This is a genomic window from Micromonospora sp. CA-248089, assembly GCF_050948515.1.
In the GTDB taxonomy this organism is placed as follows: Bacteria; Actinomycetota; Actinomycetes; order Mycobacteriales; family Micromonosporaceae; genus Micromonospora.
The window spans coordinates 5489155-5514367 of sequence record NZ_CP192016.1; the positions used below are offsets into that span (position 1 = coordinate 5489155).

Sequence of the window (25213 nt, forward strand, 5' to 3'; positions counted from 1 at the left end):
GTCACACCTCCCGGCCGGCGGCGGCGGTCGAACCCTTCTTCGACGAGGCGGCGCTGAAACCCCGCTCCGCCGCGTACTGCTCCAGCAGCTTCCGCAGATTACGTCGGCCACGGTGCAGACGGGACATCACGGTGCCGATCGGCGTGCCCATGATGTCGGCGACCTCCTTGTAGGAGAAGCCCTCGACGTCGGTCAGGTAGACGGCCAGGCGGAACTCCTCCGGCAACTGCTGGAGGGCCTCCTTGACGTCGCTGTCCGGCAGCCGGTCGAGCGCCTCCGTCTCGGCCGAGCGCAGGCCGCTGGACGTGTGCGACTCGGCCTCGGCGAGCTGCCAGTCGGTGATCTCCTCGGTCGGCGCCTGAATGGGCTGGCGCTGCCGCTTGCGGTAGGTGTTGATGTAGGTGTTGGTCAGGATCCGGTAGAGCCAGGCCTTTAGGTTCGTGCCCTGCTCGAACTGGTGGAAGGCGGCGTACGCCTTCAGGTACGTCTCCTGAACCAGGTCCTCCGCGTCCGCCGGGTTGCGGGTCATCCGCAGTCCGGCAGCGTAGAGCTGATCGACGAAGGGCATCGCGTCCCGCTCGAAGCGGGCCCTGCGCTCGTCCGTCTTCTCGGTGGTCAACCGCACATCCCCTCGCGTCGGATGCTTTCCCGCCGAGGATACGCGTACCCACTTGCCGGCAGATTCACTTCCGGAGTGTGTGCCGGTGCTCACGACCGACGCCGCCGGGGGCCACTCCGGCGCGTCGAGCAGCCGCCGGAGCTGGCGCTCGTCCCGTTCGTCCCGTTCCCGGCTCCGTGTCTCGATCGGCACCGGCCACCCCCCTCGCGCTGGCAATGTCGTCGTCCAAGGGAGGTAACGCGAGTTGCGGGGCGTGGCATTCCTCCGGCCCCACCCGATCCTGGTCCCGGCCTCGGCCGCGACCGACGCTGGGACCAGGAAGGGCCTGGGAGGGTGGCCCCGGCGCGCCCGAACCGGGCGGCCGGCACCAACCGGTGCAACGACCCGCCGCGGCGGACGGTCACGGCGCGCGCCGCCCGGTCAGGACGACCACCCGTGTACGCGCAGCCAGTCCCGCACCACGACGGCCGTGCCGGCCGGATCGCGGCGCAGGTCGTGGCGCTCCCCCGGCCGGACCACCACCTCGATCCCGGGGCCGGGCTCGGGCACGCCGAACGGGTCCCGGTCGCCGTTGACGACGAGCGTGGGCAGCCCGGTGAGCAGTTCCCCGGCCCGGGAGCGCTCCGGCCGGCCCGGCGGGTGCAGCGGGAACGCCAGCGCCACCACGCCGACCGCTCCGACGGCGGCTGCGGTACGGCAGGCCACCCGGGCGCCACTGGACCGGCCCCCGACCACCCAGTGGCGCACCCGTGGGGCACGCCGGCGCAGTTCGGCCAGCACCGCCGTCCACGCCTCGTCGAGGTGTCCGGCCGGAGCGGGCGCGCGTCGGCCGGCGACCCGGTACGGCTGGGTCACCAGGGCCACCCCGGCCCCGGCGGCGAGCACCGCCTCCCGTACCGCGGTGAGGTCCGGCGCGTCCACGTCGCCGCCGGCGCCGTGACCGAGCACGAGCACCGCCGCGCCGCCGGCGGGCATGTCGAAGCGGAGCCGGGCGGGCCCGCGTGGTGTGTCGATCTCGTCGTCGTGCCGCACCGGCTCATTCTGCGCGGACCGGGCGGCCCGCCGGCGGCCGGGCGGGAAACGCCGACGTCGCCCGCGGCCTGCCGGAGCGGGCCACGGACGATGTCGGGATCAGCTCAGCGGAACCAGCGTGAGCAGGCGGTCGCGCACCGGCGGACCGGCGTCGTCGAGCGCGTCCGGGTCCGGCTGCACCTCGCTGCGCCAGGCCACCAGCATGGCGCGCCGCTCACGCGGCGTGGTGCCGCCCCAGACGCCGTGGCAGTCGCCCACCTCCAGCGCCCAGGCCAGACAGGAGCCCTGGACGTCGCAGGTGCGGCAGAGCGCCACCGCCGCGTCGGCCGGTTCGTTCGGTGCCGGAAAGAACGTCTCCGGATCGACGTTCTGACAGGTGCCCCTGGTGCGCCACGCGTCGTCCTGGCGTCGTTCGCTCAGCGCCCGCAGCAGTCGCGGATCGCGCCGCGCGGCGGCCACCTCGTGCGGGCGGGGCATGCGTGCCCGTGTCAATACACCCACCTCCCCCGTGGGAACCGGCATTGATCTCTCGCAAGATCGATGGGTGTCATCCGCCCCGTGCGAACAGACGCCCATCACCGGCGCTGTGTTCTATCGCATTCGCATACGTCAGGACAAGAGTCTTCAATGAAACTGACTGAACGTCCGGGCGACTTTTCCGGCGCAACCCCGGCAAAAAGGTCACGCGAATGTGGCAGAGCGTGATCAGAAGAGAGTCGGCTCGACGGCCGTCTCGACACCCGCCGGAACCACCGGGGCGACCAGCTCCGGGCCGTCGTTGCGGACGTCGCCGACCGCCCGGGAGACGGGCCGGATCTCCAGCCCGGCGAGCAGCCTCGGCTCCGGTGGCGCGAGCAGCTCCGCCGGCTCCTCGGCCGGGCCCAGCCATCCCGCCCAGCGCTCCGGCGACAGCAGCAGCGGCATCCGGTCGTGCACCTCGGCCAGCTCGCCGACCGCCGCGGTGGTGAGCACGCTGAACGTGAGCCGGGCCGAACCCGCCGACTCCCAGACCGACCAGATGCCGGCGAAGGCCAGCACCGAACCGTCCCGCGGGGTCATGAAGTAGGGCTGGCGCCCGCCGTCGGCGAGGCGGACCCACTCGTACCACCCGTCGGCCGGAACCAGGCAGCGACGGCGGGCGAAGGACGGCGCGTACGCCCGGCTGGTGGCGACCGTCTCGGCCCGCGCGTTGATCATGCGGGCGGCTCCGGCGGCGCTGCGCGACCACTGCGGGAGCAGGCCCCAGCGGCCGAGGGAGAGCAGCCGGTGCCCCTCCGGGGCGAGCCGGACCAGCGGCACCGGATCGGTCGGCGCGACGTTGTAGTCCGGCGTCACCCCGCCGGTCTCGTCGGCCGACTCGAACAGCGCGCTCAGGTCCGCGGCGCTCCGGGTCGTGGCGTACCTCCCGCACATGGCGCACACGCTAGCCGCATCCGGACGTTCCGGCTGTCCCGCCCAACGGGAGCAGCGGCACCGGACGGTTCCACCCGGCCGTGAGCTTGGCAGAATGTAACGGTGAGCAATCCGACCGCGACGCGTCCGCAGCAGCAGTGGGCCGCGCCGACCGCGAGCGACCCGGTCGCCGCGACGCTGCGCCTGCCCGGCTCCAAGTCGATGACCGCCCGGGCCCTGGTGCTCGCCGCGCTCGCCGGCGGGCCGTCGACACTCGCCCGGCCGCTGCGCGCCCGGGACACCGAACTGATGGCCGGTGGCCTGCGCGCACTCGGCGCCCACATGTCGATCTCGGACGACGACCGCTGGCTGGTCCGCCCCCACCCGCTGGCCGGCCCGGCGCACGTCGACGTCGGCCTGGCCGGCACCGTGATGCGCTTCCTGCCCCCGGTGGCCGGACTGGCCGCCGGGCGGGTCACCTTCGACGGCGACCCGCACGCCCGGACCCGGCCGCTCGGGCCGCTGATCGGCGCGCTGCGCACGCTCGGCGTCCGCATCGACGCGCCGGCGGTCGGCAGCCTGCCGCTCGTCGTCCTCGGCGCGGGCCGGGTGACCGGCGGCGACGTGGTGATCGACGCATCCGCGTCCAGCCAGCTCGTCTCCGGGCTGCTGCTCGCCGCGCCCCGCTTCGACCGGGGCGTCGTGGTCCGGCACGAAGGGCCGCCGGTGCCGTCCGCGCCGCACGTGCGGATGACGGTACAGATGCTGCGCGCGGCCGGCGCAGCCGTCGACGACACCACGCCCGACGTCTGGACGGTCGAGCCGGGCCCGCTGTCCGGGCGCGGCTGGGAGATCGAGCCGGACCTGTCCGGCGCCGCGCCGTTCTTCGCCGCCGCGCTGGTCACCGGCGGCGAGGTGACGCTGCAGGGCTGGCCGCGCAGCAGCCTCCAGCCGGTCGAGCAGCTCCGGGACCTGCTGCACCGGATGGGCGGCGAGGTGAGCCTCGGCACCGACGGCCTGACCGTGCGGGGCACCGGCACGGTGCGCGGGATCGACGCCGACCTCTCCGACGTCGGCGAGCTGACCCCGGTGCTGACCGCGCTCACGCTGCTCGCCGACGGTCCGTCCCGGCTCACCGGCATCGGCCACATCCGCGGCCACGAGACCGACCGGGTCACCGCGCTCGCCAAGGAGTTCACCGCGCTCGGCGCGGACATCACCGAGACCCGTGACGGGCTGGACATCCGGCCCCGCCCGCTGCGGGGCGGGACGTTCCGCACGTACGCCGACCACCGGATGGCGCACGCCGCCGCGGTGGCCGGTCTGGCCGTCCCCGGCATCGAGGTCGACGACGTGGCGTGCACCTCCAAGACCATGCCGGAGTTCCCGGCACTATGGTCGGGGATGGTGACCGGCAAGAACTGACAGCGGGGGGGACGTCCTGGCGACGAAGCGGCGCGAGTACGACGAGGACGACGTCCGGGTAAGACCGGGCCGGTCGTCGCGCCCGCGTACGCGCACCCGGCCCCGGCACGACGACGCCGTCGACGGCTTCGTCATCGCCGTCGACCGGGGCCGCTACACCTGCGTGATCCCCGGTGCCGGGCCGGACGCGCCGCTCGTGACCGCCATGCGCGCCCGCGAGCTGGGGCGCAAGTCGGTGGTGGTGGGTGACCGGGTGGGGCTGGTCGGGGACACCTCCGGGGCGGCGGGCGCGCTGGCCCGCATCGTGCGCATCGCCGAGCGGACCTCGGTGCTGCGGCGTACCGCCGACGACGACGAGACCACCGCCGAGGGGCGGCTGGAACGGGTCGTGGTCGCCAACGCCGACCAGCTGGTGATCGTCAGCGCGCTGGCCGACCCGCCGCCGCGCACCGGGTTCATCGACCGCTGCCTGGTGGCCGCGTACGACGCCGGCATCGAGCCGCTGCTCTGCCTCACCAAGGCGGACCTGGCCGGCCCGGAGGCGGTGCTCGGCTACTACACCGAGCTGGAGCTGCCGTACGTGCTGATCCGGCCGGACTCCGACCTGGCCGCGCTGCGGGCGCTGCTCGCCGGCCGGGTCTCGGTGATGGTGGGCCACTCCGGGGTGGGCAAGTCGACGCTGGTCAACCGCCTCGTCCCGGACGCCGAACGGGCCGTCGGCACGGTCAGCGCGATCGGCCGGGGCCGGCACACCTCGACCAGCGCGGTGGCGCTGCGCCTGCCCGCCGAGCCCGGCGCCGACGGCGACACCGGCTGGATCGTCGACACCCCGGGGGTACGCAGCTTCGGGCTGGCCCACGTGTCCGCCGAGAGCCTGCTGCACGGCTTCCCCGACCTGGTCGAGGCGACGGTGGACTGCCCGGCCAACTGCCCGCACACGGCCGACGAGGCGGACTGCGCGCTCGACGCCTGGGTGGCCGCCGGGAAGGCGGACGCGCGCCGGCTCGCCTCGTACCGCCGGTTGCTGGCCTCGCGCAGCGGCGAGGGTGACCCGCGCGAGCCGGAGCGCAACCCCGGCGACCCGCTCGCCGGGTCCTGACCGGCGGACCGGCGGCGACCCGCCGTCGCCGGCCCGGCCGCCGCCGCTAGCGTGTCGGTCATGACCGGGTACGCCGACGACCTCGCCCTCGCCCACCAGCTCGCCGACGCCGCGGACGCCGTCTCCTCGGCCCGGTTCCGCGCGCTCGACCTGCGCGTCGAGTCCAAGCCGGACCTGACCCCGGTCTCCGACGCGGACACCGCCGTGGAGCGGGAGATCCGCGCGCTGCTGGCCGCCCACCGTCCCGGCGACGGCCTGCTCGGCGAGGAGTACGGCGCGCAGCCGCCCGCCGGCCCGGACGGCCGGCGCTGGGTGATCGACCCGATCGACGGCACGAAGAACTTCGTCCGGGGCGTACCCGTCTGGGCCACGCTGATCGCGCTGCTGGAGCACGACCGGCCGGTGCTCGGCCTGGTCTCCGCCCCGGCGCTGGGCCGCCGCTGGTGGGGTGCGCTCGGCGCGGGCGCGTTCGCCGGCACCGGCGCGGCGGACGGCACGCCGATCCGGGTCTCCGGCGTCACCGCGCTGGGCGACGCGAGCTTCTGCTACTCGTCGCTGACCGGGTGGGAGCAGGCCGGCCGGCTGGACGCGGTGCTCCAGCTCATGCGGGACACCTGGCGCAGCCGCGCGTACGGCGACTTCTACGGCTACATGCTGCTGGCCGAGGGGGCACTGGACGTGATGGTGGAGCCGGAGTTGTCCCTGTGGGACATCGCCGCGCTGGTCCCGATCGTCACCGAGGCGGGCGGAACGATCACGGATCTGGCCGGGCGGCCCGCGCCGGCCGGTACCGACTCCGCCGACATCAGCGCCGTGGCCAGCAACGGAGCGCTCCACGACGACATCCTGGCCCGGCTCGGCCGTCCAGCCGAGCGCTGACCCGGGCAGAGCCTCTATCCTCGCCAGGTGGTTTCCTCCGGTTGGTGCTTCCTGGCGGCGATGATCATCGCGTACGGCTTCGCCAACCTTCTCCAGTCGGTCGCGGCCGCGCGGACCACTGTGCACCACACGTTCGATCCCGGGCTGCTGCTGCGCCTGGCCGGGCACCGGACGTACCTGATCGGCCTGGCCTGCCAGGTGGTCGGCTTCGTGCTGGCCTTCCTGGCCCGCCGTGACCTGCCGTTGTTCCTGGTCCAGGCCAGCGTGGCGGCCGGGCTCGGGGTGACCGCCGTCCTGGGCGTGCTGGTGCTCAAGTGGCGGCTGCCCGCCGCCGAGGTGGTCCTGCTGGTGCTGCTGTTCGCCGGCATCACCGCGCTCGTGCTCTCGGCCCAGCCCGCGCCGTCGCGGCAGCTCGGCACCGCAGGGCTGGTCGGCCTGGCGGTGGCGGTGGCCGCGATCGCCGGGTCCGGATTCTTCGCCGCCCGGCTGCACGGCGCGCTCGGATCGGTGGTGCTCGGCTCGCTGGCCGGGATGGCGTTCTCCGCCGCGGCGGTGGCGGCCCGCCCGCTCGCCTCGGCCGGCTCGGCGGAGGCGTTCGTCCGCGACCCGCTGCTCTACCTGCTGATCGTCCACTCGGTGATCGGTCAGCTGCTGCTCGGCCTGGCCATGCAGCGCGGGTCGACCACGGCGGCGGTGGCGGCGATGGACGCCGCCGGGGCGGTGCCCGCGGCGATCGTCGGCCTGCTGCTGCTCAACGACAAGATCTGGCCGGGCCGGGAGTGGCTGGCCGGGCTCGGCTTCCTGGTGACGCTCGCGGCGGTGGTCGGCCTGACCCGGTACGCCGAACCGCAGCACCACCACGCCGGCGCCCGCGACCGCCAGAAGGCGGTGGTGGGCGCCGGGATGGTGCCGGTTCAGGCCGCCTCGACCGGCCCGCGTTCGGAGACGACCACCTCGACCTCTGGCGTCGCCTCGACCGGCGTCGGCTCGATCGGCGTGGCCGGGCGGCGCCGCCCGATCACCCGCTCGTAGAGGCGCTCCAGCGCGGCGGCGGTCCGTTCCCAGGTGTAGCTGCACCGGACCCGGTCCACCGCGGCGTGCCCGTACGCGAACCGTCCGGCGTTGTCCGACAGCAGCCGGCGCAGCGTGACGCCGAGCGTGCGCACGTCGCCCGGCGGCACCAGCTTGCCGGTCACCTCGTCCACCACCGCGTCGGCGATGCCGCCCATGGCGTAGCCGACCACCGGCACGCCGCAGGCCATCGCCTCCAGCGACACCCGCCCGGCTGAGGCGTAGTGCGGGGTGCAGGCCACCACGTCGGCGGAGCGGTACCAGGTGGCCATCTGGTCGTGCGGCACCGCGCCGACCAGCTTCACCTGCTCCGCCACGCCCGCCCGCTCGGCCAGCTCGCGCAGCCGGCGCGCCTCGGCGTGCCCGGCCAGCCGCTCGGCCGGCGGACCACCGGCGATCACCAGCTCCGCGTCACCCACCAGCCGCATCGCCCGGATCAGGTCGTCCTGGCCGTGCCCGGGCGCGAGCCCGCCGACGGACAGGATCCGGGACCGCTGGTCGCGGGGCGCCGCCTCGCCGTCCGGGTGGAACTGACCGATGTCCACCCCGGTCGGCACCATCGCCACCGACGTGCGTTGCAGGCCCATCCGGGTCAGCTCGTCGACCTCGTCGTTGCACTGGGCCACCGCCACGTCCACGGCCCGGGTCAGGGCCCGTTCCAGCGGGATGCGCTCCCCCGGCCCGGTGTACTGCCGGCCGAGGTGGCGCAACTGCTCCACGCCGAGCGAGTGGAACGTCTGCACCACGGGGATGTCGGTGGCGCGTACCGCGTGGGCGGCGGCGAGCCCGCCGACCCAGTAGTGCCCGTGCACCACGTCGGGGGTCCAGTCCCCGGCCCACTGCCCGGCCAGCCAGCGGCCGTACTCGGCGACGAAGGGAACCAGCTCGGCGGTGGAGAGCACGTCGGGCGGGCCGACCGGGACACGTTCCACCCGGTAGCCGTCGAGTTCGGTCAGGGCGGGCTGGGCGGACGCGGCACGGCGCTCGTAGACGCGGACGTCATGGCCCCGGGCGGCGAGTTCCGCCGCCACGCGCGCAATGTGCTCCTGCGTCCCGACGGTGGGACCGTCGGTGGACGAGCCGGCGTGCGCGCATACAAGGCCGACGCGCATGGTGCACCTCCATGCGTTTCTCGCGAGCGTGGTCTCCGGTCAGAGCGTCCCATTAACCCAGGTCCGGTGCGCCCAAACCTGACAGATCGGGGTCACCCGGCCACGGCGTCCCGCGGACGGGACAGCCGACCGTTGCCGATCACCGTCGAAAACGGTCGGCATGTCCGCCGGGGCCGGGGGTACCGACGGAGAATGCCGCTGACCCGCAGCCTCTCCGACGCCACTGTCGTCATCACCGGTGCCTCCAGCGGGATCGGCGCTGCCACCGCGTACGCGCTGGCCCGCCGGGGCGCCGACGTGGTGCTGGCCGCCCGGACCGAGTGCGCGCTGCGCCGGGTCGCGGCGTACTGCCGGGAACTGGGCGGGCAGGCCCTGGTGGTGCCCACCGACGTGACCGACCCGGAGGCCGTCGGTCGGCTGGCGGAGCGGGCGGTGGCCGAGTTCGGCCGGATCGACGCCTGGATCAACAACGCGGCGGTCGGCACCGTGGGGCTTTTCGACGAGATCCCGGTGGCCGAGTTCCGCCGGGTGGTGGACGTGAACCTGCTCGGTGCCGTGTACGGGACGCGGGCCGCGCTGCCCTGGCTGGGCGCGGCCGGCGGCGGGGTGCTCGTCAACAACGCCTCGGTGCTGGCCGAGGTGGCGATGCCGTACCAGTCGGCGTACAACGCGACCAAGCACGCGATCCGCGGGCTGGCCGACACGGTCCGGCAGGAGCTGCGGGTGACCGGCCGGGGGAACATCTCGATCTGCACCGTGCTGCCCGCCACCATCGACACGCCGTTCTTCCGGCACGCCGCCAACCACTCCGGCCGGGAGTTGACCCCACCGCCGCCGGTGTACCCGCCGGAGATGGTCGCCGAGACGATCGTCAAGCTGCTGCGGCGGCCCCGGCGCGAGGCGTACGCGGGCGGCGCGGCCCGGCTGATCGGGCTGCAGTGGCGGCTCGCCCCGGCGCTGGCCGAGCGGGTGATGGGCTGGTACACCGCGCGCACCCAGTTCGGGCCCGGCGTACGCGACGACTCCACCGGCACCGTGTTCACGCCGGGCTCGGCGGCGGAGCGGACCGACGGATGGTCCGGACGGCGCGGTCAGGTGCTGCGGCTGACCGCCGCGGTCGGGCTGGCCGCCGGCACCGCTGTCGGTACGGTGGCGGCGATCAGCCGCCGGTCCCGGGCCGGCCGTCCGTGAGTCCCGTCGACCGGACCGGTGCGCGGGCGCGGGCGGACGTGCACAATGGGGCGATCATGCCGACGGATGCGCGTTGCCTGGTGGAGACCGACGATTCGTCCCCGACGGTCCGGCTGTTCGGGGTGCTCGACCGGTCCGAGGTGCAGGCCGTACGGGACGCGCTGCTCGCCCGGCTGTGGCGGCGCCCCGGGGTGCTGCTGGTGGACCTGTCCGGGGTACGGATCCCCGACCCGCTGGCCCGCGACGCGCTGGACGAGGTCTGCCGTGCGGTCGCCGACTGGCCCGCCGCCGAGCTGCTGCTCGACCCGGACGGGCCGCCGCGGGAGGCGCCGCCCGAGCCGATCGAGGTCGAACTACCCCCGGTGGTCGAGGCCGCCCGTGAGGCGCGGGTCCTGGTCACCGGCGGGTGCGTCAGGTGGGGTCTGCCGGAGCTGGTCGAGCCGGCCTGCATCGCGGTCACCGAGATGGTCAACAACGTGGTGGCGCACGCCGTCACGCCGATGACGCTCCGGCTGGCCCCGCGCGGCGGCGCGCTGCACCTGGCGGTCCGGGACCACTCGACCGGGCGGCCCGCGTACGGCGGGCCCGCACCGGTGGACTCGGTGGGCGGGCGAGGGCTGCTGCTGATCGACACGGTGGCCCGGCGCTGGGGCAGCACGGCACTGCCGGACGGCAAGGTGGTGTGGTGCGTGCTGTACCCCGAGGACGAAGCGGCGTACCGCAACTGAGGTGCCTTTTCGCACCGTTGCTCCCGATCCACCCGGCCGGTCGCGGTTAGGGCGGGGAGCGCAGTGGGTAGTTCCCGGGCATGCGCGACGACGAGTACCCCACCCCCGTGTCCGATCCCGAGGCGGAGGGCCTGCCCGACACCGCCGACGACGACTCCACCGCCAACGACGACGTGCTGACCGGGCGCGAGGCGGACGGCCCCGAGCCGGCCCAGCTCCCCGGTGACCGTACGCCGGTCGCCGTGGACCAGTTCGGCACCACGGCGGAGGAGCAGCTCGACGGCGAGTCGCTGGACTACAAGCTCCAGCGCGAGCGGTACGAGCGCCCCGCCGACGACCCGCTCGCCGGCCCGGTCGATCCGGACATCGCGGCCGAGGCGGACAGCGAGGAGGCCGCCGCGCAGGCCCAGCTCGACGCCGACGTGATCGACCTGGGCCCGGTGTCGGACCCGAACTCCCCGGTGTCGGTGTACGACCACGGCCAGCTCGGCACCGTCGCCGACCACCAGGTGGGCCGGCTGGTCGAGCCGGACGAGGGCGCGCACACCGACCAGGAGACCGACAACGTGGCCTACGACGCGGGCGCGGCCGGCGGCGGGGCCAGCGCGGAGGAGCTGGCGATCCACGAGACGCGGCCGCCGGACGCGCGCTGACCGCTCACTCGTCCAGGCCCCGCTCGATGGCGTACCGGGTCAGTTCGACCCGGTTGTGCAACTGGAGCTTGCCCAGGGTGTTCTGCACGTGGTTCTGCACCGTCCGGTGGGACAGGCTCAACCGGTCGGCGATCTGCTTGTAGGACAACCCCTTGGCGACCAGACGCAGCACCTCGGTCTCCCGTTCGGTGAGCCGGGGTGCGTCGTCGTGCGGGGCGGGCGGCGCCGCGGCCAGCCGCCGGTACTCCCCCAGCACCAGCCCGGCCAGGCCGGGTGTGAACACCGGCTCGCCGGCCGCCGTGCGCCGCACCGCGTCCAGGAATTCCGCCGGTGCGGCCGACTTGATCAGGTAGCCGGTGGCGCCGGCCTTGACCGCGTCCAGCACGCCCTGCGCCTCGCCGCTGGCCGAGAGCATGAGTACCCGCACGTCCGGCAGTGCGGCGCGGAGACCCCGGATCACCTCGACGCCGGAGATGTCCGGCAGCTGAAGGTCGAGCACGACCAGGTCGGGGCGGGCCGCCGCGGCCACCCGTACCGCCTGCCGCCCCTCACCGCTCGTCGCCACCACCTGGTGGCCCGCCTCGGTGAGGTCACGGGCCACGCCCTCGCGCCACATCGGGTGGTCGTCGACCACCATCACCCGGATGCTCATCCGCGGCTCCTCGGCACGACCAGCTCGATCTCGGTGCCGGCGCCGGGCGCGGACACGATCCGCACCTCGCCGCCCAGGTCGGCCACCCGGCCACGGATGGACTGCGCCACCCCGAGCCGGCCCTGCGCGGCGGCCTCCGCGAGCCGGCCCTCCGGGATCCCCGGTCCCTCGTCGCGTACCGAGACGGTCACCGTCTCCTCCTCGTCCTCGATCAGCACCCAGGCCCGCCCGCCGGCGTGCCGGGCCACGTTGTCCAGCGCCGCGCCGACCGCGGCACCCAGCTCACCAGCGGCCCGCGCCGGCAACGGCACCGGTGTGGCGGGCGCGGACACCACGACGGTGGCCGAGGCGTACCTGTCGATCAGGTCGCGCAGGTCCTGCTCGTCCCCGGCCCGATCCGGCGGCGCGCCCGTCCGGCCGATCAGCGCCCGCAGCGCCTCCTCCTGCTCGCCAGCCAGCCGGGCCAGCTCGGCCGCCTCGCCGTCCAGGTCCGCGCCGCGCCGCCGGACCAGCGCGAGCACCTGGAGCACCGAGTCGTGGATGTCGCGGGCCAGCCGTTCCCGCTCCCGGGTGGCCGCCTCCAGCTCCACCGCCCGCTGCAACCGCTCCTCCGCCTGCACCGCCAGCCGCGCCACGTGCCCGACCACCACGCCGGCGAGCAGCATCAGGATCGCCCCGGTCAGCGCGGACGGGCTGATCCGGTCGCGGGTGGCGAGGTCGGCGCCGCCGAGCACGATCGCCGCCACCGCGCCACGGCGGCGTCCGCCGGCGACCGCCCAGGCCAGCACCGGCCCGGCCAGCCAGGCGGCGGTCAGCATCGGCACTCCGGCGGCGAGCGCCGCCTGGCCGACCACCCACGGCGTGACCAGGATGATCGCCAGCACCACACCGAGGTCGGCCAGCAGCAGCGGCCAGCGCCGCCCGGCCGGACGGCCGTAGGCGGCCGCCGTCACGCCGCTCCACGCCAGCATCGCCAGCAGGACACCGCCCGCGGCGACCGGGTGCGCGTAGCTGCCCGCGTCGCGCAGCACGACCAGTCCGACGTACGCGAGCGCGGCGAAGCGGAACACCGCTATCGATCGCCAGAACGGGCCCTCGAGGCCGGAGGACGACGGCATGTGCGACACCCTGTCACAGCCGGTCCAGGGCACCCCGCCCGGTGCGGCCCGAGAAACCCTGACGTACGGTGGAAATGCCGCGAAAGTCGTCGAGAGCCATCGTCGGGACGGGGTCATGACAGACGCAGAACTCCCCGCACCGCGTACGGTTGTGCCCATCGAACCTTCCCTGCTTCTCGCCACCGCCTTCGACCAGGCGCAGGTGACCGGGCTGCGGCACTCGGTCACCTCCTGCGCGCACGGCTCCGGCCTGTCCGGCCAACGGCTGGACGACTTCGTGCTGGCGGTCAACGAGCTGATCACCAACGCGGTCCGCCACGGCGGCGGGCAGGGCTGGCTGCGGCTCTGGGAGCGGAACGGCGAACTGGTCTGCGAGGTCGCCGACCACGGGCCCGGGATCAGCGAACGGCGGCTGCGCGACCGCGAACGGCCCGCGCCGGACACCGCCGGCGGCTGGGGTCTCTGGCTGGCCCGCGAGTTGAGCGACGCGATGGAGGTGGAGACCGGCGCCGCCGGCACCGTCGTCCGGATCACCGCCGCGCTCGCCACCCGCCAGCCCGCCACCGGTCCGCTGGACGGCTGACCCGCCACCGTCAGGCGAACAGGGCGCTCACCGACTCCCCGTTGTGGATCCGCCGCATCGCCTCGGCCAGCGCCGGCGCCACCGACAGCACCTCCAGCTTCGGCACCCGCTTGTCCGCCGGGATCGGCACCGTGTTGGTGCAGACGATCTCCAGGACGCCCTCCTGCGCGCTCAGCCGCTCCAGCGCGCCGCTGGAGAACAGGCCGTGCGTACAGGCCAGCCGGATCGAGCGGACCCGCCGCTCGCGCAGGTGCGAGATCAGCTCGATCACCGTGCTGCCCTTGGCGATCTCGTCGTCCAGCACGATCACGTCCCGGTCCGCCACGTCGCCGATGATCGTGCTGATCTGCACCCGGTCGTCGCTGTAGCGCTGCTTCGCGCCCGCCGCCACCGGCGTGCCCAGCATCCGGGCGAACGCGGCGGCCTCCTTGGCGTTGCCCAGGTCCGGCGAGACCACCACCGCGTTGCTCAGGTCGTACCCCTTGAAGTGGGTGGCCAGCTCGCGCAGCGCGTGCAGGTGGTCCACCGGGACGCTGAAGAAGCCGTGCACCTGTGGCGAGTGCAGCGTCATGGCCAGCACCCGGTGCGCGCCCGCGGAGGTCAGCAGGTCGGCGACGAGCCGGCCCCCGATGGAGATGCGCGGCGCGTCCTTCTTGTCCGACCGCGCGTACGCGTAGTGGGGCAGCACCACAGTGATCCGCGCGGCCGACGCGCCCCGGGCCGCGTCGATCATGAGCAGCAGTTCGACCAGGTGCTCCTGCACCGGCGGCACCAGCGGCTGGATGAGGAAGACGTCGCGCTCTCGGCAGTTCGCCTGCAGCTGCACCTCGAGGCAGTCGTTGGCGAACCGGGACACCCGCACCGGGTGCAACGGGACGTGGAGGTGGGCGCAGATCTCGGCGGCGAGGTCGGGATGGGCCGACCCGCTGAACACGGCAATGTCACGCACGTCTGATGATCGTACGGGCCGCGGGGAGGAGACGGTGGACGCTCGCGGCGGGTACGGTGCTGCCGTGACCGCAGAGTTCGTCGCCGCCATCGACCAGGGCACCACGTCCTCACGCTGCATCGTCTTCGACCGGGCCGGTGAGATCGTCACCGTGGCCCAGCGCGAGCACCGGCAGATCTTCCCCCGGCCCGGCTGGGTCGAGCACGACGCCGAGGAGATCTGGACGAACGTCGAGCACGTGGTGCGCGAGGCGCTGGCGAGCGCGGACATCGGCACCGAGATGCTCGCCGGGGTGGGCATCACCAACCAGCGCGAGACCACAGTGGTGTGGGACCGGGAGACCGGCCGCCCGGTGGCGAACGCCATCGTCTGGCAGGACACCCGCACCGGCCCGCTGCTGCGCGAGCTGACCGGGACGTACGACGAGGAGCGGCTGCGGGCCCGCACCGGCCTGACCCCGGCCACCTACTTCGCCGGCCCGAAGCTGCGCTGGCTGCTCGACCACGTCGACGGGCTGCGCGAGCGGGCCGAACGCGGCGAGGTGCTGTTCGGCACCATGGACAGCTGGCTGATCTGGAAGCTGACCGGCCGCCACGTCACCGACGTGACGAACGCCAGCCGCACCATGCTGATGGACCTGGAGACGCTCGACTGGGCCCCGGAGCTGCTCGACGCGCTGCGGATCCCGGCCGCCGTGCTGCCCGAGATCCGCAGCTCGGCCGAGGTGTACGGCACCGCCCGGGGGGTGCTGGCCGGGGTGCCGGTGGCGAGCGCGCTCGGCGACCAGCAGGCGGCGCTGTTCGGGCAGACCTGCTTCCAGCCCGGCGAGGCCAAGTGCACCTACGGCACCGGCAGCTTCCTGCTGCTCAACACCGGTGCCAGCCCGGTGCCGTCGCGGCACGGCCTGCTCACCACGGTGGCGTACCGGATCGAGGGCCAGCCCGCCGTGTACGCGCTGGAGGGCGCCATCGCGGTCACCGGCTCGCTGGTGCAGTGGCTGCGCGACAACCTCGGCCTGATCTCCACCGCCCCGGAGGTCGAGGAGCTGGCCCGTACTGTCGACGACAACGGCGGCTGCTACGTGGTGCCGGCCTTCTCCGGCCTGTTCGCCCCGCACTGGCGCAGCGACGCCCGGGGCGTGATCGCCGGGCTGACCGGCTACATCACCAAGGGGCACCTGGCCCGCGCGGTGCTGGAGGCGTCGGCCTTCCAGACCCGGGAGGTGGTGGACGCGATGAACGCCGACTCCGACGTGGCGCTGCGCCGGCTGCGGGTCGACGGCGGGATGACCGGCAACGAACTGCTGATGCAGTTCCTCGCGGACGTGCTGGACGTGCCGGTCGTGCGGTCCCGGATCACCGAGACGACATGCCTCGGCGCCGCGTACGCCGCCGGCCTGGCCGTCGGGTTCTGGCCCGACCTGGCCACGCTGCGCGAGAAGTGGCGCTCGGACGCGCAGTGGGAGTCGACGATGGACCCGGCGCACCGGGAGCGTGAGCTGCGCCAGTGGCACAAGGCGGTGCGGCGCACGCTCGACTGGGTCGACTGAGCGTCAGTCCCAGCGGTTGCCGGTGAGCTTCTCGTACACCTCGACGTAGCGGGCCCGGGTCGCCTCGATCACCTCGGCCGGCACCTCCGGCGCGGGCGGCTGCTTGTCCCAGCCGCTCGCCGTGGCCCAGTCCCGCACGTACTGCTTGTCGTAGGAGAACTGCGCGCGGCCCGGCTGGTACGACTCGGCCGGCCAGAACCGGGACGAGTCGGAGGTGAGCACCTCGTCGCCGAGGACGAGCGTGCCGTCCGCCGCCCAGCCCAGCTCCAGCTTCGTGTCGGCGATCAGGATGCCCCGCTCGGCGGCGATCTCCGCACCGCGCCGGTAGACGTCGACGGTGATCTGCCGCAGCCGCTCGGCCACCTCCGGCCCGACCTTGTCGACCACCTGCTCGTACGTGATCGGCTCGTCGTGCTCGCCCTTCGGCGCCTTGGTCGACGGCGTGAAGATCGGCTCGGGCAGGATCGACGCCTCCACCAGGCCGCGGGGCAGCGGCACCCCGGAGACCGAGCCGGTGCGCTGGTACTCGGCGAAGCCGCCGCCGGTCAGGTAGCCCCGGGCCACGCACTCGACCGGCACCATCTCCAGCCGCCGGCAGCGGATCGCCCGGCCGGCGAACTCCTCCGGTACGTCCGTCGCGGAGATCACGTGGTTCGGCACCAGGTCGGACAGCTGCTCGAACCACCACAGCGAGAGCGCGGTGAGCAGGCGGCCCTTGTCCGGGATCGGGGTCGGCAGCACCACGTCGTAGATGGAGACGCGGTCGGTGGCGACCAGGATCAGGTCCTCGCCGTCGGCGTAGACGTCCCGGACCTTGCCCGAGTGCAGAAGTTCCACGGCGCTAGTACACCATGAGCAGCGCGGGCCGCCGGGCGCGCCCACCGGCGTCCCGTCCGGCGTTGACACCCCGCCGGGGGCCGGTGAAATGATCCGTCCACCCCACCTTCGGAGAGAGACCTGTGCGCGCTCCGCAGTCCGTACCCCGTCCCGGGCTCGACCGGCGACGGTTCCTCGGCGCGCTCGCCGGTCTGCCGCTCGCCGCCGGGGCGCTGCCGCTGCTCACCGGATGCAGCCCGGAGGAGGTGGCCGCCGACGAGGGCCCGGTCGAGCTGTCCGTGTTCTGGTGGGGCGACGCCCGCCGCGCCCAGGCCACCGAACAGGCGCTGCGGCTGTACTCGCAGCAGAACCCGCGGGTCAGCTTCCGGGTCACCTGGCAGGGGCTGAGCGGCTACTACGACCGCCTCGCCACCCAGGCCACCGGCGGCAACGCGCCGGACCTGTTCCAGATCGACGACACCCTGCTCACCGAGTACGCCGGCCGGGACATCCTGCTGGACCTCACCCCGTACGCCGCCGACGAGCGGCTCGACCTGCGTGAGGTACCGGAGCAGCTGGCCCGCTACGGGCGGGTGGACGAGCGGACCGTCGGCGTGCCCGCCGCGCAGACGAGCGCGGCGCTGGTGTTCAACCGCGGTCTGCTGCGCCGGCTGGACCAGCCCGAGCCGCGCACCGGGATGTCCTGGAAGGAGTACGTGAGCTGGGCCGCCCGCGTCACCCGCGCCTCCGGCAACCGGGTGGCGGGCACCATGGACGCCTCCGGCGACTACCGGGCGTTCTGGCTCTGGCTGCGCGGCCAGGGCAGCGAGCTGTACCAGGGCCGGCAGCTCGGCTTCAGCTCCGCCGAACTGCTCGCCTGGTTCGAGTTCTGGGAGGTGGCGCGCTTCGACCGGGCCACGCCGAGCGCCGCCCTGGTCGAGCAGGCCGACAGCGGCGAGCTGGCCCGCCAGCTCGTGGTCACCGGGCACACCGCGGCCTCGTTCGCCTGGTCGCACCAGTTGCCCGAGTTGCAGCGCCTGGCTGACGACGAGCTGGGCGCTGTCGCCTTCCCCGGTACGCCCGCCGCCCAGTGGCCCCGGGCGTCGATGTACTGGGCTGGTTTCCGGGGCACCCGCCACCCGGAGGCGGTGGTGAACGTGCTCGACTTCCTGACCACGAATGTGGCGGCTGGCCGGCTCCTCGGCGTCGAACGTGGCTTGAACGCCAGCAAGCAGGTGCGCTCGTTCGTCGCCGCGGAGGTGACCGGCCGGGCCGAGAAGCGCATGGCGGCGCTCGGGGCCGAGCTGGACGATCTGGCCGGTCCGTCCCCCGCGCCGCCGCCCAAGGGGCACGCCAAGGTGCGCGAGCTGCTGATCGACGCGGCCGAGAGCATCCGCGGCAAGCAGGCCGGCGCCCGCACCGCGACCTCCCGCTTCATGGCTCAGGCGAACACCGCCCTCGCCGAGTGACCCGCCCCGCCCGAGGCGGACAGGGCGGGCGAGGGCTCAGCGCGGGGGGCGGTTGCGGCGGTTACGGGTGAGCAGCACCACCAGCAGCACGATGCCGCCGACCACCACGAGGCAGCAGAGCAGGCCGAGGAAGCCGAACCCGCCGCGGGAACGACGGCGAGCGGCCTCCACCACGATCTCGCCGGTGCCCGACGACGCCCAGGCCGCGACCGGCACGAAGACCGAGAGCACGACCGTACCGAGGACCGCGCCCAGGCGGCCCCACCACTTGTTCCATCCAGACATGCCCCCATCCTCGCCGAGACCCGCAACCGGGGCACGGCGGACGGAAAGGATGCGCCGGACACGGCGAAGGGCCCGGAGCGAACTCCGGGCCCTTCGTCACGAGTAGCGGGGACAGGATTTGAACCTGCGACCTCTGGGTTATGAGCCCAGCGAGCTACCGAGCTGCTCCACCCCGCGTCGGCTCGTACAGCTTATCGCACTCCGATCCCGGAGATCAGCCGGGTCCCCGGGAATCCCCCCTCGGGCACCGCACGACGATCCGAAGTCCCGCCGGGCGAGTTCGAGCACGAGACTCTCTGGCGATATGACTGAAAGTCATAATCATGACTCTCAGTCATACGCGTCTCGGGACTTCTCTTCTGCCGAGCCGGTCGCGGACCGTGACCACGGCGCGCGATCCGCAGATGCGCGTGGGACACCGGCGGAAACGGCGAAGGCCCCGGAGCGAACTCCGGGGCCTTCGTCACGAGTAGCGGGGACAGGATTTGAACCTGCGACCTCTGGGTTATGAGCCCAGCGAGCTACCGAGCTGCTCCACCCCGCGTCGGCTCGACAACCGTAGCGCACCGACCCGGGGAGGCGCAAAACGGGTACTCAGTCCCTCCACCGCCGGATCGCCCCTGCTCCCACAGCACCGTCACCGACGGCCCGCCCCGGGCCCGCTGCGCAACCGCCGGAACCGGTCGGTCGCCAGCCGGCTGATCACCAGCCGCAGCCACGCCTCCGGAGCGGGATGGCCGGCGAGCCTCGCCCACTGCCGCCAGGCCCGGGCGTACGCCTCCTGCACGAGATCCTGGGCCTCGGCCGGGTCACCGGCCACCGCGTAGCCGTACCGGACGGCCCGGCCCGACGTGCTGCGGGGGTTGCGGCCGGGGAGTCCGCTTCACGACAGAGCCCGTGGTCCGGGTGACCGTTGCGGTCCCGGACCACGGGCTCGTGGTGTCAGCTCGGCGTCAGCCGCTCGGTGTCGGCGCGGGTGACGTCGGTGCCGGTGGCGAGGCGCTGCCCGACGGCGCGGGGTTACCTGAGCCGTTCGCCGCGGCCTGGGCCTGCTGGAACGCGCTCATCGCCTCGTCCAGCGCCTTCAGCGCACGCCCGTACCGCTCGAAGTCGCCGGACGCCTGCGCGGCCTTGACCTCGGCGATCGCGGTCTGCACCCGGGCGGCCGCCTGGGTCAGCTCCCCGCTCATCGGCGGCGGGTTGTTGTCGCCCGCGGTCGGCGACGGCGTGGGATTGTCGGGCGTCGGGTTGTCGTCGGTGCTCGGCGGCGGGTTGTTGTTCGGTGCCCGCTTGCCCTGCTCGACGAGTTGCTTGATGCCGTCGTTGAGGTTGTTGGCGAGCACCACGTACGAACCGCCGTCACCGTAGGAGAGCAGCACCTTCTGCAACAGCGGGTACGCGTCGGTGCTGCTGCTCTTCACGTACACCGGCTCGACGTAGAGCATGCCGTCGGCGAACGGCAGGGAGAGCAGGTTGCCGTACTGCACCTGCGCCTGGTTGGAGGAGAGCAGGTTGAGCTGCTGCCGGATGTCACCGTTGTTGGTCATCTGCTGGTGCACCTGCGTCGGCCCGGAGATGCGGGTCTGGTCGGGCAGCTCCAGCACCTCCAGTCTCGGCTGGCCGTCGACGTACGACCCGGAGACCAGCGCGGCGAGGTTCTGCCGCCCGTTGGGGGTGACCGCGGAGGTCAGCTGGAAGCGTGGTCCCTCCTGCCCGGGGAACTGCGTGAACAGGTAGTACGGCGGCTGCTTCTGCCCGCTGTCCGGCGCGTCCGGCACGTTCGGCACCTGCCAGAAGTCCTGGCCGGAGTAGAAGTCGCCGGGGTCGGTGACGTGGAACTTGGTCAGCAGGTTGCGCTGCACCTTGAACAGGTCGGCCGGGTAGCGGAAGTGCTCGGCCAGCTCCGGCGGGATGTCGCCCTTGGGCAGCACCAGGTCACCGCCGAACGCCTTGTTCCACGCCTTGAGCACCGGGTCGGTGTCGTCGTACGAGTAGAGCTTGACCGTGCCGTCGTACGCGTCGACAGTCGCCTTCACCGAGTTGCGGATGTAGTTGACGTTCTCCCGGGCGAGCTGGAACGTGCCCCGGCCGGTCAGCTCGTCGGTCGTCTCGGCCTGGAGGTTGACCCGCTCGGCGTACGGGTAGGTCGCCGCCGTGGTGTAGCCGTCGATGATCCACAGGACGCGCCCGTTGACCACGGCCGGGTACGGGTCGCCGTCGAGCGTGAGGAACGGCGCGACCTTCTCCACCCGGTCGCGCGGGTTACGCACGTACAGCAGCTTCGAGTTCTCGTTGACCGCCTCGGAGAGCAGGAAGTTCGACTCCTGCTCCTTGATCGCGTAGAGCAGCCGGCGCGGGAACGAGCCGATCTTGACGCCGCCCTCGCCGGTGTAGGTGTAGTACTGCTCACCGCCGGTGGAGGTCGGCCGGTCGAACTCGACGTTGCGGTCACCGGTCTGCCCGACGATCGCGTAGTCGTTCGCCTCCATCCGCTCGCCGTAGTAGATCCGCGGCTGCTGGGCCGGGATCTCCTCGGTAGGCGCGGAGCACGCCTCCTGCGCCTTCTCGCCGAGGTAGCCGGAGACGAAGTACGGCTGGCCGCCGCAGACCACCTGGTTCGCCGGGGCGGCCACCAGGCCGTACCCGTGGGTGTAGACGGTGTGGCGGTTGATCCAGTTGCTCTGCTGGTCGGTCAGCTCGCCGTAGTTGATCTCACGGACGCCGACCACGTAGTCGGAGGTCTTGTCGTTGACCGAGTACCTGTCGATGTCCAGCTTCGAACCGAAGTCGTAGAAGCCCCGCACCTGCTGGAGCTGCGTGTACGTCTCGGAGACCAGCTGCGGGTCGAGCAGCCGGATGTTCTGCACCACCGAGGTGTCGGTGGCGAGGCTGGCGGGTGGAACGAGGTTGCTGGCCGCGTACGGTGTGGTCTTCGCGCCTTCCAGGCCGAACGCGGACCTGGTGGCCTTGATGCTGCGTTCGATGTACGGCGCCTCCTTGTCCCGGGCGCTCGGCTTGACCTCGAAGGTCTGCACGGCCCACGGGTAGATGCCGCCGATCGCCACCGCGGAGACGCCCAGCAGGGCGAGCGAGATGCCCGGCCAGACCAGGTTCCGCATCACCGCGTTGGAGAACACGATGATCGCCAGCGCCACCAGGACGGAGATCCAGGCGAGGATCTCCTTCGCCGGGAGCAGCGCGTTCACGTCCGCGTAGCCGGCGCCGTAGAGCTTGGCGCCCTCGTTGTACTCCAGCAGCATGGCCCGCCGGTCCAGCACGTAGGCGACGGCCTTGAGCAGCACGAACACGGCGACCAGCGAGCTGAGGTGGGCGCGGGCGGCGTTCGTCATCCGGTCGCCGATGCCCTGCAGGCGCACGCCGCCGAAGATGTAGTGCACGGCGAGCGCGCCGAGCAGCGACAGCACCACGGCGGTGAAGCCGACGCCGAGCAGATAGCGCCAGAACGGCAGCTGGAAGACGTAGAAGCCGACGTCGATGCCGAACTCCGGGTCCTTCACCCCGAAGTCGCCGCCGTTGCGGAACAGCAGCCACTGACCCCAGCGGCTCTGCGCGGAGAGGCCGGCGAACAGGCCGACGACGGCGGCGGCGAGCGCGATCCAGGTGCCGAGCCGCGGGCTCAGCAGCATCCGGTAGCGCTCGAGCGTGGCCTGCTCGGCCGAGTGCGGGCGCATCTTGGGCCGCAGCCGGTAGGCCAGCCAGAGGTTGCCGCCGACGAGCAGCGCCATGCCGGCGCCGATCACCAGGAACAACAGCAGGCGGGTGGCGAGCACGCCGGTGAAGACCTGGGTGTAGCGGACCTCGTCGAACCAGAGCCAGTCGGTCCACGCGTTCACGCCCCACCCGAGGAGGGTGAACAAGATGAACACCCCGATCAGGACACCGATGGTGACGCGTCCGCGCCGGCTCATCCTCGGTAAGGGACTGCTACGCATGACCACTGTTGGCTCCGCACGCTCGATGTGATCGGCTCCGACCAGGCACCAAGAGTACGGGGTGTTCCTGAGCACGTCGGGTCAAGGTCACGTCACGATCCGCCAGCCGGTCGGCGCCCGGCCCGCCTCAGCAGCGCGTCGGCTGCCCCCCGGCGCGCAGCGTCTCGAGTGCCTTCAATGCCTCACCCAGCGTGGCGACCTTCAGCAGCGGCAGGCCCGGCTGCGGGTTGCGGACCGCCTCGGCGCAGTTGTCGGCGGGCACCAGGAACGCCTTCGCGCCGGCGTCCTTGGCGCCGACCAGCTTCTGCGCGATGCCGCCGATCGGGCCGACGCGACCCTCGTCGTCGATGGTGCCGGTGCCGGCGATGATCTTGCCGCCGGTCAGGTCGGCCGGCTCCAGCTTGTCGATGATGCCGAGCGAGAACATCAGCCCGGCGCTCGGCCCGCCGATGTCACCCAGGTCGATCTTCAGGGTGAACGGGTGCGGCTGCTGCTGGTCGATCTCCACCCCGATGCGCGGCCGGCCGTCCTGCTCGCGGCTGGTCACCGTGGCCGTACCAGGGGTCTCACCACGGGTGTAGCCGATCGTCAGCGCGGTGCCCGCCGGCTTCGCGCGGATCAGCTCGGTGAGCTTGGCGGCGCTCGTCACCTGGACCCCGTCCACCGAGGTGAGCACGTCGTCGGGCCGTAGCACGCCGGCCGACGGGCCACCCGCCGTGACCGCCTTGACCAGGACCTTGATCGGGTAGCCCAGCTCACGCAGCGCCGCCGTCTCGGCGCTGGTCTGCGAGTTCTGGAAGTCCTCCGCGTTGCGCTTCTCGACCTCCTCCTGCGACTCCCCCGGCGGGTAGACCAGCTCCCGCGGCACCACCGCCTCGTCCGAGGAGAACCACCCGGCCAGCGCCGAACGCAGCCGCACTGTCGGCTGCACACCGACTGTGGTGAGACGGAGCTGACCGGCGGAGGTGGACGTCGCGCGGCCGGTCACCTGGATGACCTCCTTGCCGTCCTCACTGCCCAGCGTGTTCACCGTCGGACCGGGGCCGAGCACCACGTACGGCAGCGGCACGCTCAGCACGCCGACGCTGAGCAGGGCGGTGAGCAGGGCACCGAGAAGGACGGTCACGCCGCGACGTCTCATGGGCCAGAGCGTACCGATCCGTACCCGGCCGCCCGGCGCGGTGACCCGAGGACTTCGCCCTCAGCGCAACGCCGAGTGGCACGACCTGCGGCGGCGCGCGCGTACCGTAGAGGTCGTGCCTGATATTCCGTTCGGTTTCGCGCTCCCGGGTGGTCAACCACCGGACCCCAACGATCCCGCGGCGATGCAGCAGTTCATGTCGCAGTTGCAGCACCTGCTCTCGGCGCCGGGCAGCGGGCCGGTCAACTGGGACCTGGCCCGGCAGGTAGCCGCCAGCCAGCTCGCCGCCGCCGGCGACCCGGCGGTGTCGCCGTTCGAACGCAACGCGGTCGAGGAGGCGCTGCGCATCGCCGACCTCTGGCTGGAGCCGGCGACCTCGTGGCCCTCCGGCATCCGCACCTCGGTCGCCTGGAACCGCAACGAGTGGATCTTCAAGACGCTCGACGTGTGGCGCAAGCTCTGCGACCCGGTGGCCAGCCGGATGGTCGGCGCGATGGGCGACCTGGTGCCGCCGGAGGCGCGCGCCCAGCTCGGCCCGATGCAGTCGATGGTCGCCACGCTGGGCGGCGCCCTCTTCGGCGGCCAGCTCGGCCAGGCGCTCGGCTCGCTCGCCGCCGAGGTGCTCTCCGCCGGTGACATCGGCCTGCCGCTCGGCCCCGCCGGCACCGCCGCGCTCGTCCCCGCCAACATCAAGGCGTACGGCGAGGGCCTGGAGCTGCCCGAGGACGAGGTACGCCTCTACGTGGCCCTGCGCGAGGCCGCCCACCAGCGGCTGTTCCAGCACGTGCCGTGGCTGCGCGGGCACGTGCTGACGGCGGTGGAGAACTACGCCGCGGGCATCCGGGTCAACCGGGAGGCGATCGAGGAGGCGATGGGCCGGGTCGACCCGACCGACCCGGAGTCGATGCAGGCGATCGCGCTGGAGGGCATCTTCACGCCCGAGGACACGCCCGCGCAGAAGGCGTCGCTGGCCCGGCTGGAGACCGTCCTCGCCCTGGTCGAGGGCTGGGTCTGCCACGTCGTCGACAGCGCCGCCGGTGACCGCCTCCCCAACGTGGTACGCCTCGGCGAGGCGTTCCGCCGCCGCCGCGCTGCGGGTGGCCCGGCCGAGCAGACGTTCGCCGCGCTGGTGGGCCTCGAACTGCGGCCCCGCCGACTGCGCGAGGCGACGGTGCTGTGGGAGGCGCTGACCGAGCACCGGGGCATCGCCGGCCGGGACGCGGTCTGGGGCCACCCCGACCTGCTGCCCTCCGACGACGACTTCGCCGCGCCGGAGGCGTTCGCCGCGACGAGCACCGATCTCGACGACGAGCTGGCGAACTTCGACTTCTCCGCCCCGGGCGCCCCCGAGGAGAAGTCCCCCGGCGAGGACGACGACAAGCACTGACGCGTACGCGACGGGGCCCGCACGGTTCACCGTGCGGGCCCCGTCCACGTCCCGCCCCGCCCCGTCCCGCCCCGTCGATCTTGGAGTTGCGGCGCCCAGGATGCCCTGAA

23 protein-coding genes, 2 tRNA genes and 1 pseudogene are annotated in these 25213 nt (G+C 73.3%); 11 read left to right on the top strand and 15 right to left on the bottom strand.

The genetic code is table 11. The features are described from left to right. Position 1: 1 nt before the first annotated feature. From ACQP26_RS25650 to ACQP26_RS25665, 4 genes are all read right to left on the bottom strand, one after another. Entirely contained in the window at positions 2-811 is an 810-nt protein-coding gene (locus ACQP26_RS25650; protein WP_433494211.1) for a sigma-70 family RNA polymerase sigma factor, read from the bottom strand. Between the two features lie 228 nt (positions 812-1039). After that, positions 1040-1594: an alpha/beta hydrolase family protein gene (locus tag ACQP26_RS25655; RefSeq protein WP_433496200.1), complete on the bottom strand. Its 555-nt coding sequence runs from the start codon at positions 1592-1594 to the stop codon at positions 1040-1042. A 156-nt stretch (positions 1595-1750) separates the two neighbouring features. Beyond that, positions 1751-2143, bottom strand: a complete 393-nt coding sequence (locus ACQP26_RS25660) for a WhiB family transcriptional regulator (RefSeq protein WP_013288375.1) — start codon at positions 2141-2143, stop codon at positions 1751-1753. 213 nt (positions 2144-2356) lie between these two features. Beyond that, positions 2357-3064 carry an SOS response-associated peptidase gene (locus tag ACQP26_RS25665; protein ID WP_433494212.1) on the bottom strand — a complete coding sequence of 236 codons (708 nt, stop codon included), beginning with the start codon at positions 3062-3064 and terminating at the stop codon, positions 2357-2359. A 102-nt stretch (positions 3065-3166) separates the two neighbouring features. On the opposite strand from ACQP26_RS25665, the gene aroA reads away from it, so the two are divergent. The 4 genes from aroA to ACQP26_RS25685 all read left to right on the top strand — a co-directional run bounded on the left by aroA (position 3167) and on the right by ACQP26_RS25685 (position 7478). Next, entirely contained in the window at positions 3167-4468 is a 1302-nt protein-coding gene (gene aroA / locus ACQP26_RS25670; protein ID WP_433494213.1) for a 3-phosphoshikimate 1-carboxyvinyltransferase, read from the top strand. Between the two features lie 163 nt (positions 4469-4631). Next, a complete protein-coding gene (gene rsgA / locus ACQP26_RS25675; protein ID WP_433494214.1) occupies positions 4632-5567 on the top strand; it encodes a ribosome small subunit-dependent GTPase A in 936 nt (311 codons plus the stop codon). Positions 5568-5627: 60 nt separating this feature from the next. Continuing rightward, positions 5628-6446, top strand: coding sequence for a histidinol-phosphatase (gene hisN, locus ACQP26_RS25680; protein WP_269704195.1), 819 nt, complete (start codon positions 5628-5630; stop codon positions 6444-6446). Positions 6447-6506: 60 nt separating this feature from the next. Next, the gene (locus tag ACQP26_RS25685) at positions 6507-7478 is read left to right on the top strand and encodes a hypothetical protein (RefSeq protein WP_269707001.1); all 972 of its coding nucleotides are present in this window, start codon (positions 6507-6509) and stop codon (positions 7476-7478) included. Here the strand turns inward: ACQP26_RS25685 and ACQP26_RS25690 are convergent. Further along, a complete protein-coding gene (locus ACQP26_RS25690) occupies positions 7361-8629 on the bottom strand; it encodes a glycosyltransferase (protein ID WP_433494215.1) in 1269 nt (422 codons plus the stop codon). The genes ACQP26_RS25685 and ACQP26_RS25690 overlap by 118 nt on opposite strands. A gap of 192 nt (positions 8630-8821) precedes the next feature. Here ACQP26_RS25690 and ACQP26_RS25695 point away from each other — a divergent pair, with 192 nt between their 5' ends. The 3 genes from ACQP26_RS25695 to ACQP26_RS25705 all read left to right on the top strand — a co-directional run bounded on the left by ACQP26_RS25695 (position 8822) and on the right by ACQP26_RS25705 (position 11201). Next, positions 8822-9820, top strand: a complete 999-nt coding sequence (locus ACQP26_RS25695; RefSeq protein WP_433494216.1) for an SDR family oxidoreductase — start codon at positions 8822-8824, stop codon at positions 9818-9820. Between the two features lie 56 nt (positions 9821-9876). Then, positions 9877-10548: an ATP-binding protein gene (locus ACQP26_RS25700; RefSeq protein ID WP_433494217.1), complete on the top strand. Its 672-nt coding sequence runs from the start codon at positions 9877-9879 to the stop codon at positions 10546-10548. An 80-nt stretch (positions 10549-10628) separates the two neighbouring features. Continuing rightward, on the top strand, positions 10629-11201 hold the full coding sequence (locus tag ACQP26_RS25705) for a DUF5709 domain-containing protein (protein WP_269704190.1): 573 nt from the start codon (positions 10629-10631) through the stop codon (positions 11199-11201). Between the two features lie 4 nt (positions 11202-11205). Here the strand turns inward: ACQP26_RS25705 and ACQP26_RS25710 are convergent, their stop codons facing one another. After that, positions 11206-11853: a response regulator gene (locus tag ACQP26_RS25710; RefSeq protein ID WP_269704189.1), complete on the bottom strand. Its 648-nt coding sequence runs from the start codon at positions 11851-11853 to the stop codon at positions 11206-11208. Then, the gene (gene macS / locus ACQP26_RS25715) at positions 11850-12971 is read right to left on the bottom strand and encodes a MacS family sensor histidine kinase (protein WP_269704188.1); all 1122 of its coding nucleotides are present in this window, start codon (positions 12969-12971) and stop codon (positions 11850-11852) included. The genes ACQP26_RS25710 and macS overlap by 4 nt, the downstream gene beginning before the upstream one ends. 115 nt (positions 12972-13086) lie before the next feature. On the opposite strand from macS, the gene ACQP26_RS25720 reads away from it, so the two are divergent. Continuing rightward, positions 13087-13554: an ATP-binding protein gene (locus ACQP26_RS25720; RefSeq protein ID WP_269704187.1), complete on the top strand. Its 468-nt coding sequence runs from the start codon at positions 13087-13089 to the stop codon at positions 13552-13554. 10 nt (positions 13555-13564) lie between these two features. Here the strand turns inward: ACQP26_RS25720 and ACQP26_RS25725 are convergent, their stop codons facing one another. Further along, complete coding sequence (locus ACQP26_RS25725) at positions 13565-14503, bottom strand: ribose-phosphate diphosphokinase (RefSeq protein WP_269704186.1); 939 nt, start codon at positions 14501-14503, stop codon at positions 13565-13567. 64 nt (positions 14504-14567) lie between these two features. Between ACQP26_RS25725 and glpK the strand changes: the two genes are divergently transcribed. Further along, positions 14568-16052, top strand: coding sequence for a glycerol kinase GlpK (glpK, locus tag ACQP26_RS25730; protein WP_433494218.1), 1485 nt, complete (start codon positions 14568-14570; stop codon positions 16050-16052). Between the two features lie 3 nt (positions 16053-16055). Here the strand turns inward: glpK and ACQP26_RS25735 are convergent, their stop codons facing one another. Then, positions 16056-16889 (bottom strand): phosphoribosylaminoimidazolesuccinocarboxamide synthase, encoded by an 834-nt coding sequence (locus ACQP26_RS25735; RefSeq protein ID WP_269704184.1) that lies wholly within the window; start codon positions 16887-16889, stop codon positions 16056-16058. A gap of 122 nt (positions 16890-17011) precedes the next feature. Between ACQP26_RS25735 and ACQP26_RS25740 the strand changes: the two genes are divergently transcribed. Beyond that, positions 17012-18337, top strand: coding sequence for an ABC transporter substrate-binding protein (locus ACQP26_RS25740; RefSeq protein WP_433494219.1), 1326 nt, complete (start codon positions 17012-17014; stop codon positions 18335-18337). A 36-nt stretch (positions 18338-18373) separates the two neighbouring features. Here ACQP26_RS25740 and ACQP26_RS25745 read toward each other — a convergent pair whose 3' ends face one another. The 6 genes and pseudogenes from ACQP26_RS25745 to ACQP26_RS25770 all read right to left on the bottom strand — a co-directional run bounded on the left by ACQP26_RS25745 (position 18374) and on the right by ACQP26_RS25770 (position 23716). Further along, complete coding sequence (locus ACQP26_RS25745) at positions 18374-18622, bottom strand: hypothetical protein (protein WP_269704182.1); 249 nt, start codon at positions 18620-18622, stop codon at positions 18374-18376. Positions 18623-18725: 103 nt separating this feature from the next. Beyond that, a tRNA-Met gene (locus ACQP26_RS25750) sits at positions 18726-18799 on the bottom strand. Positions 18800-19092: 293 nt separating this feature from the next. After that, positions 19093-19166, bottom strand: a tRNA-Met gene (locus tag ACQP26_RS25755). Positions 19167-19286: 120 nt separating this feature from the next. Next, positions 19287-19442: pseudogene (locus tag ACQP26_RS25760) on the bottom strand (sigma factor); the annotation flags it as partial. Between the two features lie 133 nt (positions 19443-19575). Continuing rightward, positions 19576-22575 carry a UPF0182 family membrane protein gene (locus ACQP26_RS25765; RefSeq protein ID WP_433494220.1) on the bottom strand — a complete coding sequence of 1000 codons (3000 nt, stop codon included), beginning with the start codon at positions 22573-22575 and terminating at the stop codon, positions 19576-19578. Positions 22576-22702: 127 nt separating this feature from the next. Further along, on the bottom strand, positions 22703-23716 hold the full coding sequence (locus ACQP26_RS25770) for a YlbL family protein (RefSeq protein WP_269704178.1): 1014 nt from the start codon (positions 23714-23716) through the stop codon (positions 22703-22705). 115 nt (positions 23717-23831) lie between these two features. Between ACQP26_RS25770 and ACQP26_RS25775 the strand changes: the two genes are divergently transcribed. Then, entirely contained in the window at positions 23832-25103 is a 1272-nt protein-coding gene (locus ACQP26_RS25775; protein ID WP_269704177.1) for a zinc-dependent metalloprotease, read from the top strand. The last annotated feature ends 110 nt before the right edge of the window (positions 25104-25213 follow it).

What these genes read in the sequence shown, in the direction of transcription:
- ACQP26_RS25710 (WP_269704189.1), bottom strand. Translation starts at nt 11,853, where the DNA reads ATGAGCATCCGGGTGATGGTGGTCGACGACCACCCGATGTGGCGCGAG.
- ACQP26_RS25720 (WP_269704187.1), top strand. Translation starts at nt 13,087, where the DNA reads ATGACAGACGCAGAACTCCCCGCACCGCGTACGGTTGTGCCCATCGAA.
- ACQP26_RS25690 (WP_433494215.1), bottom strand. Translation starts at nt 8,629, where the DNA reads ATGCGCGTCGGCCTTGTATGCGCGCACGCCGGCTCGTCCACCGACGGT.
- ACQP26_RS25695 (WP_433494216.1), top strand. Translation starts at nt 8,822, where the DNA reads ATGCCGCTGACCCGCAGCCTCTCCGACGCCACTGTCGTCATCACCGGT.
- ACQP26_RS25745 (WP_269704182.1), bottom strand. Translation starts at nt 18,622, where the DNA reads ATGTCTGGATGGAACAAGTGGTGGGGCCGCCTGGGCGCGGTCCTCGGT.
- ACQP26_RS25770 (WP_269704178.1), bottom strand. Translation starts at nt 23,716, where the DNA reads ATGAGACGTCGCGGCGTGACCGTCCTTCTCGGTGCCCTGCTCACCGCC.
- hisN (WP_269704195.1), top strand. Translation starts at nt 5,628, where the DNA reads ATGACCGGGTACGCCGACGACCTCGCCCTCGCCCACCAGCTCGCCGAC.
- ACQP26_RS25685 (WP_269707001.1), top strand. Translation starts at nt 6,507, where the DNA reads ATGATCATCGCGTACGGCTTCGCCAACCTTCTCCAGTCGGTCGCGGCC.
- ACQP26_RS25665 (WP_433494212.1), bottom strand. Translation starts at nt 3,064, where the DNA reads ATGTGCGGGAGGTACGCCACGACCCGGAGCGCCGCGGACCTGAGCGCG.
- ACQP26_RS25655 (WP_433496200.1), bottom strand. Translation starts at nt 1,594, where the DNA reads ATGCCCGCCGGCGGCGCGGCGGTGCTCGTGCTCGGTCACGGCGCCGGC.
- ACQP26_RS25765 (WP_433494220.1), bottom strand. Translation starts at nt 22,575, where the DNA reads ATGCGTAGCAGTCCCTTACCGAGGATGAGCCGGCGCGGACGCGTCACC.
- ACQP26_RS25700 (WP_433494217.1), top strand. Translation starts at nt 9,877, where the DNA reads ATGCCGACGGATGCGCGTTGCCTGGTGGAGACCGACGATTCGTCCCCG.
- ACQP26_RS25705 (WP_269704190.1), top strand. Translation starts at nt 10,629, where the DNA reads ATGCGCGACGACGAGTACCCCACCCCCGTGTCCGATCCCGAGGCGGAG.
- macS (WP_269704188.1), bottom strand. Translation starts at nt 12,971, where the DNA reads ATGCCGTCGTCCTCCGGCCTCGAGGGCCCGTTCTGGCGATCGATAGCG.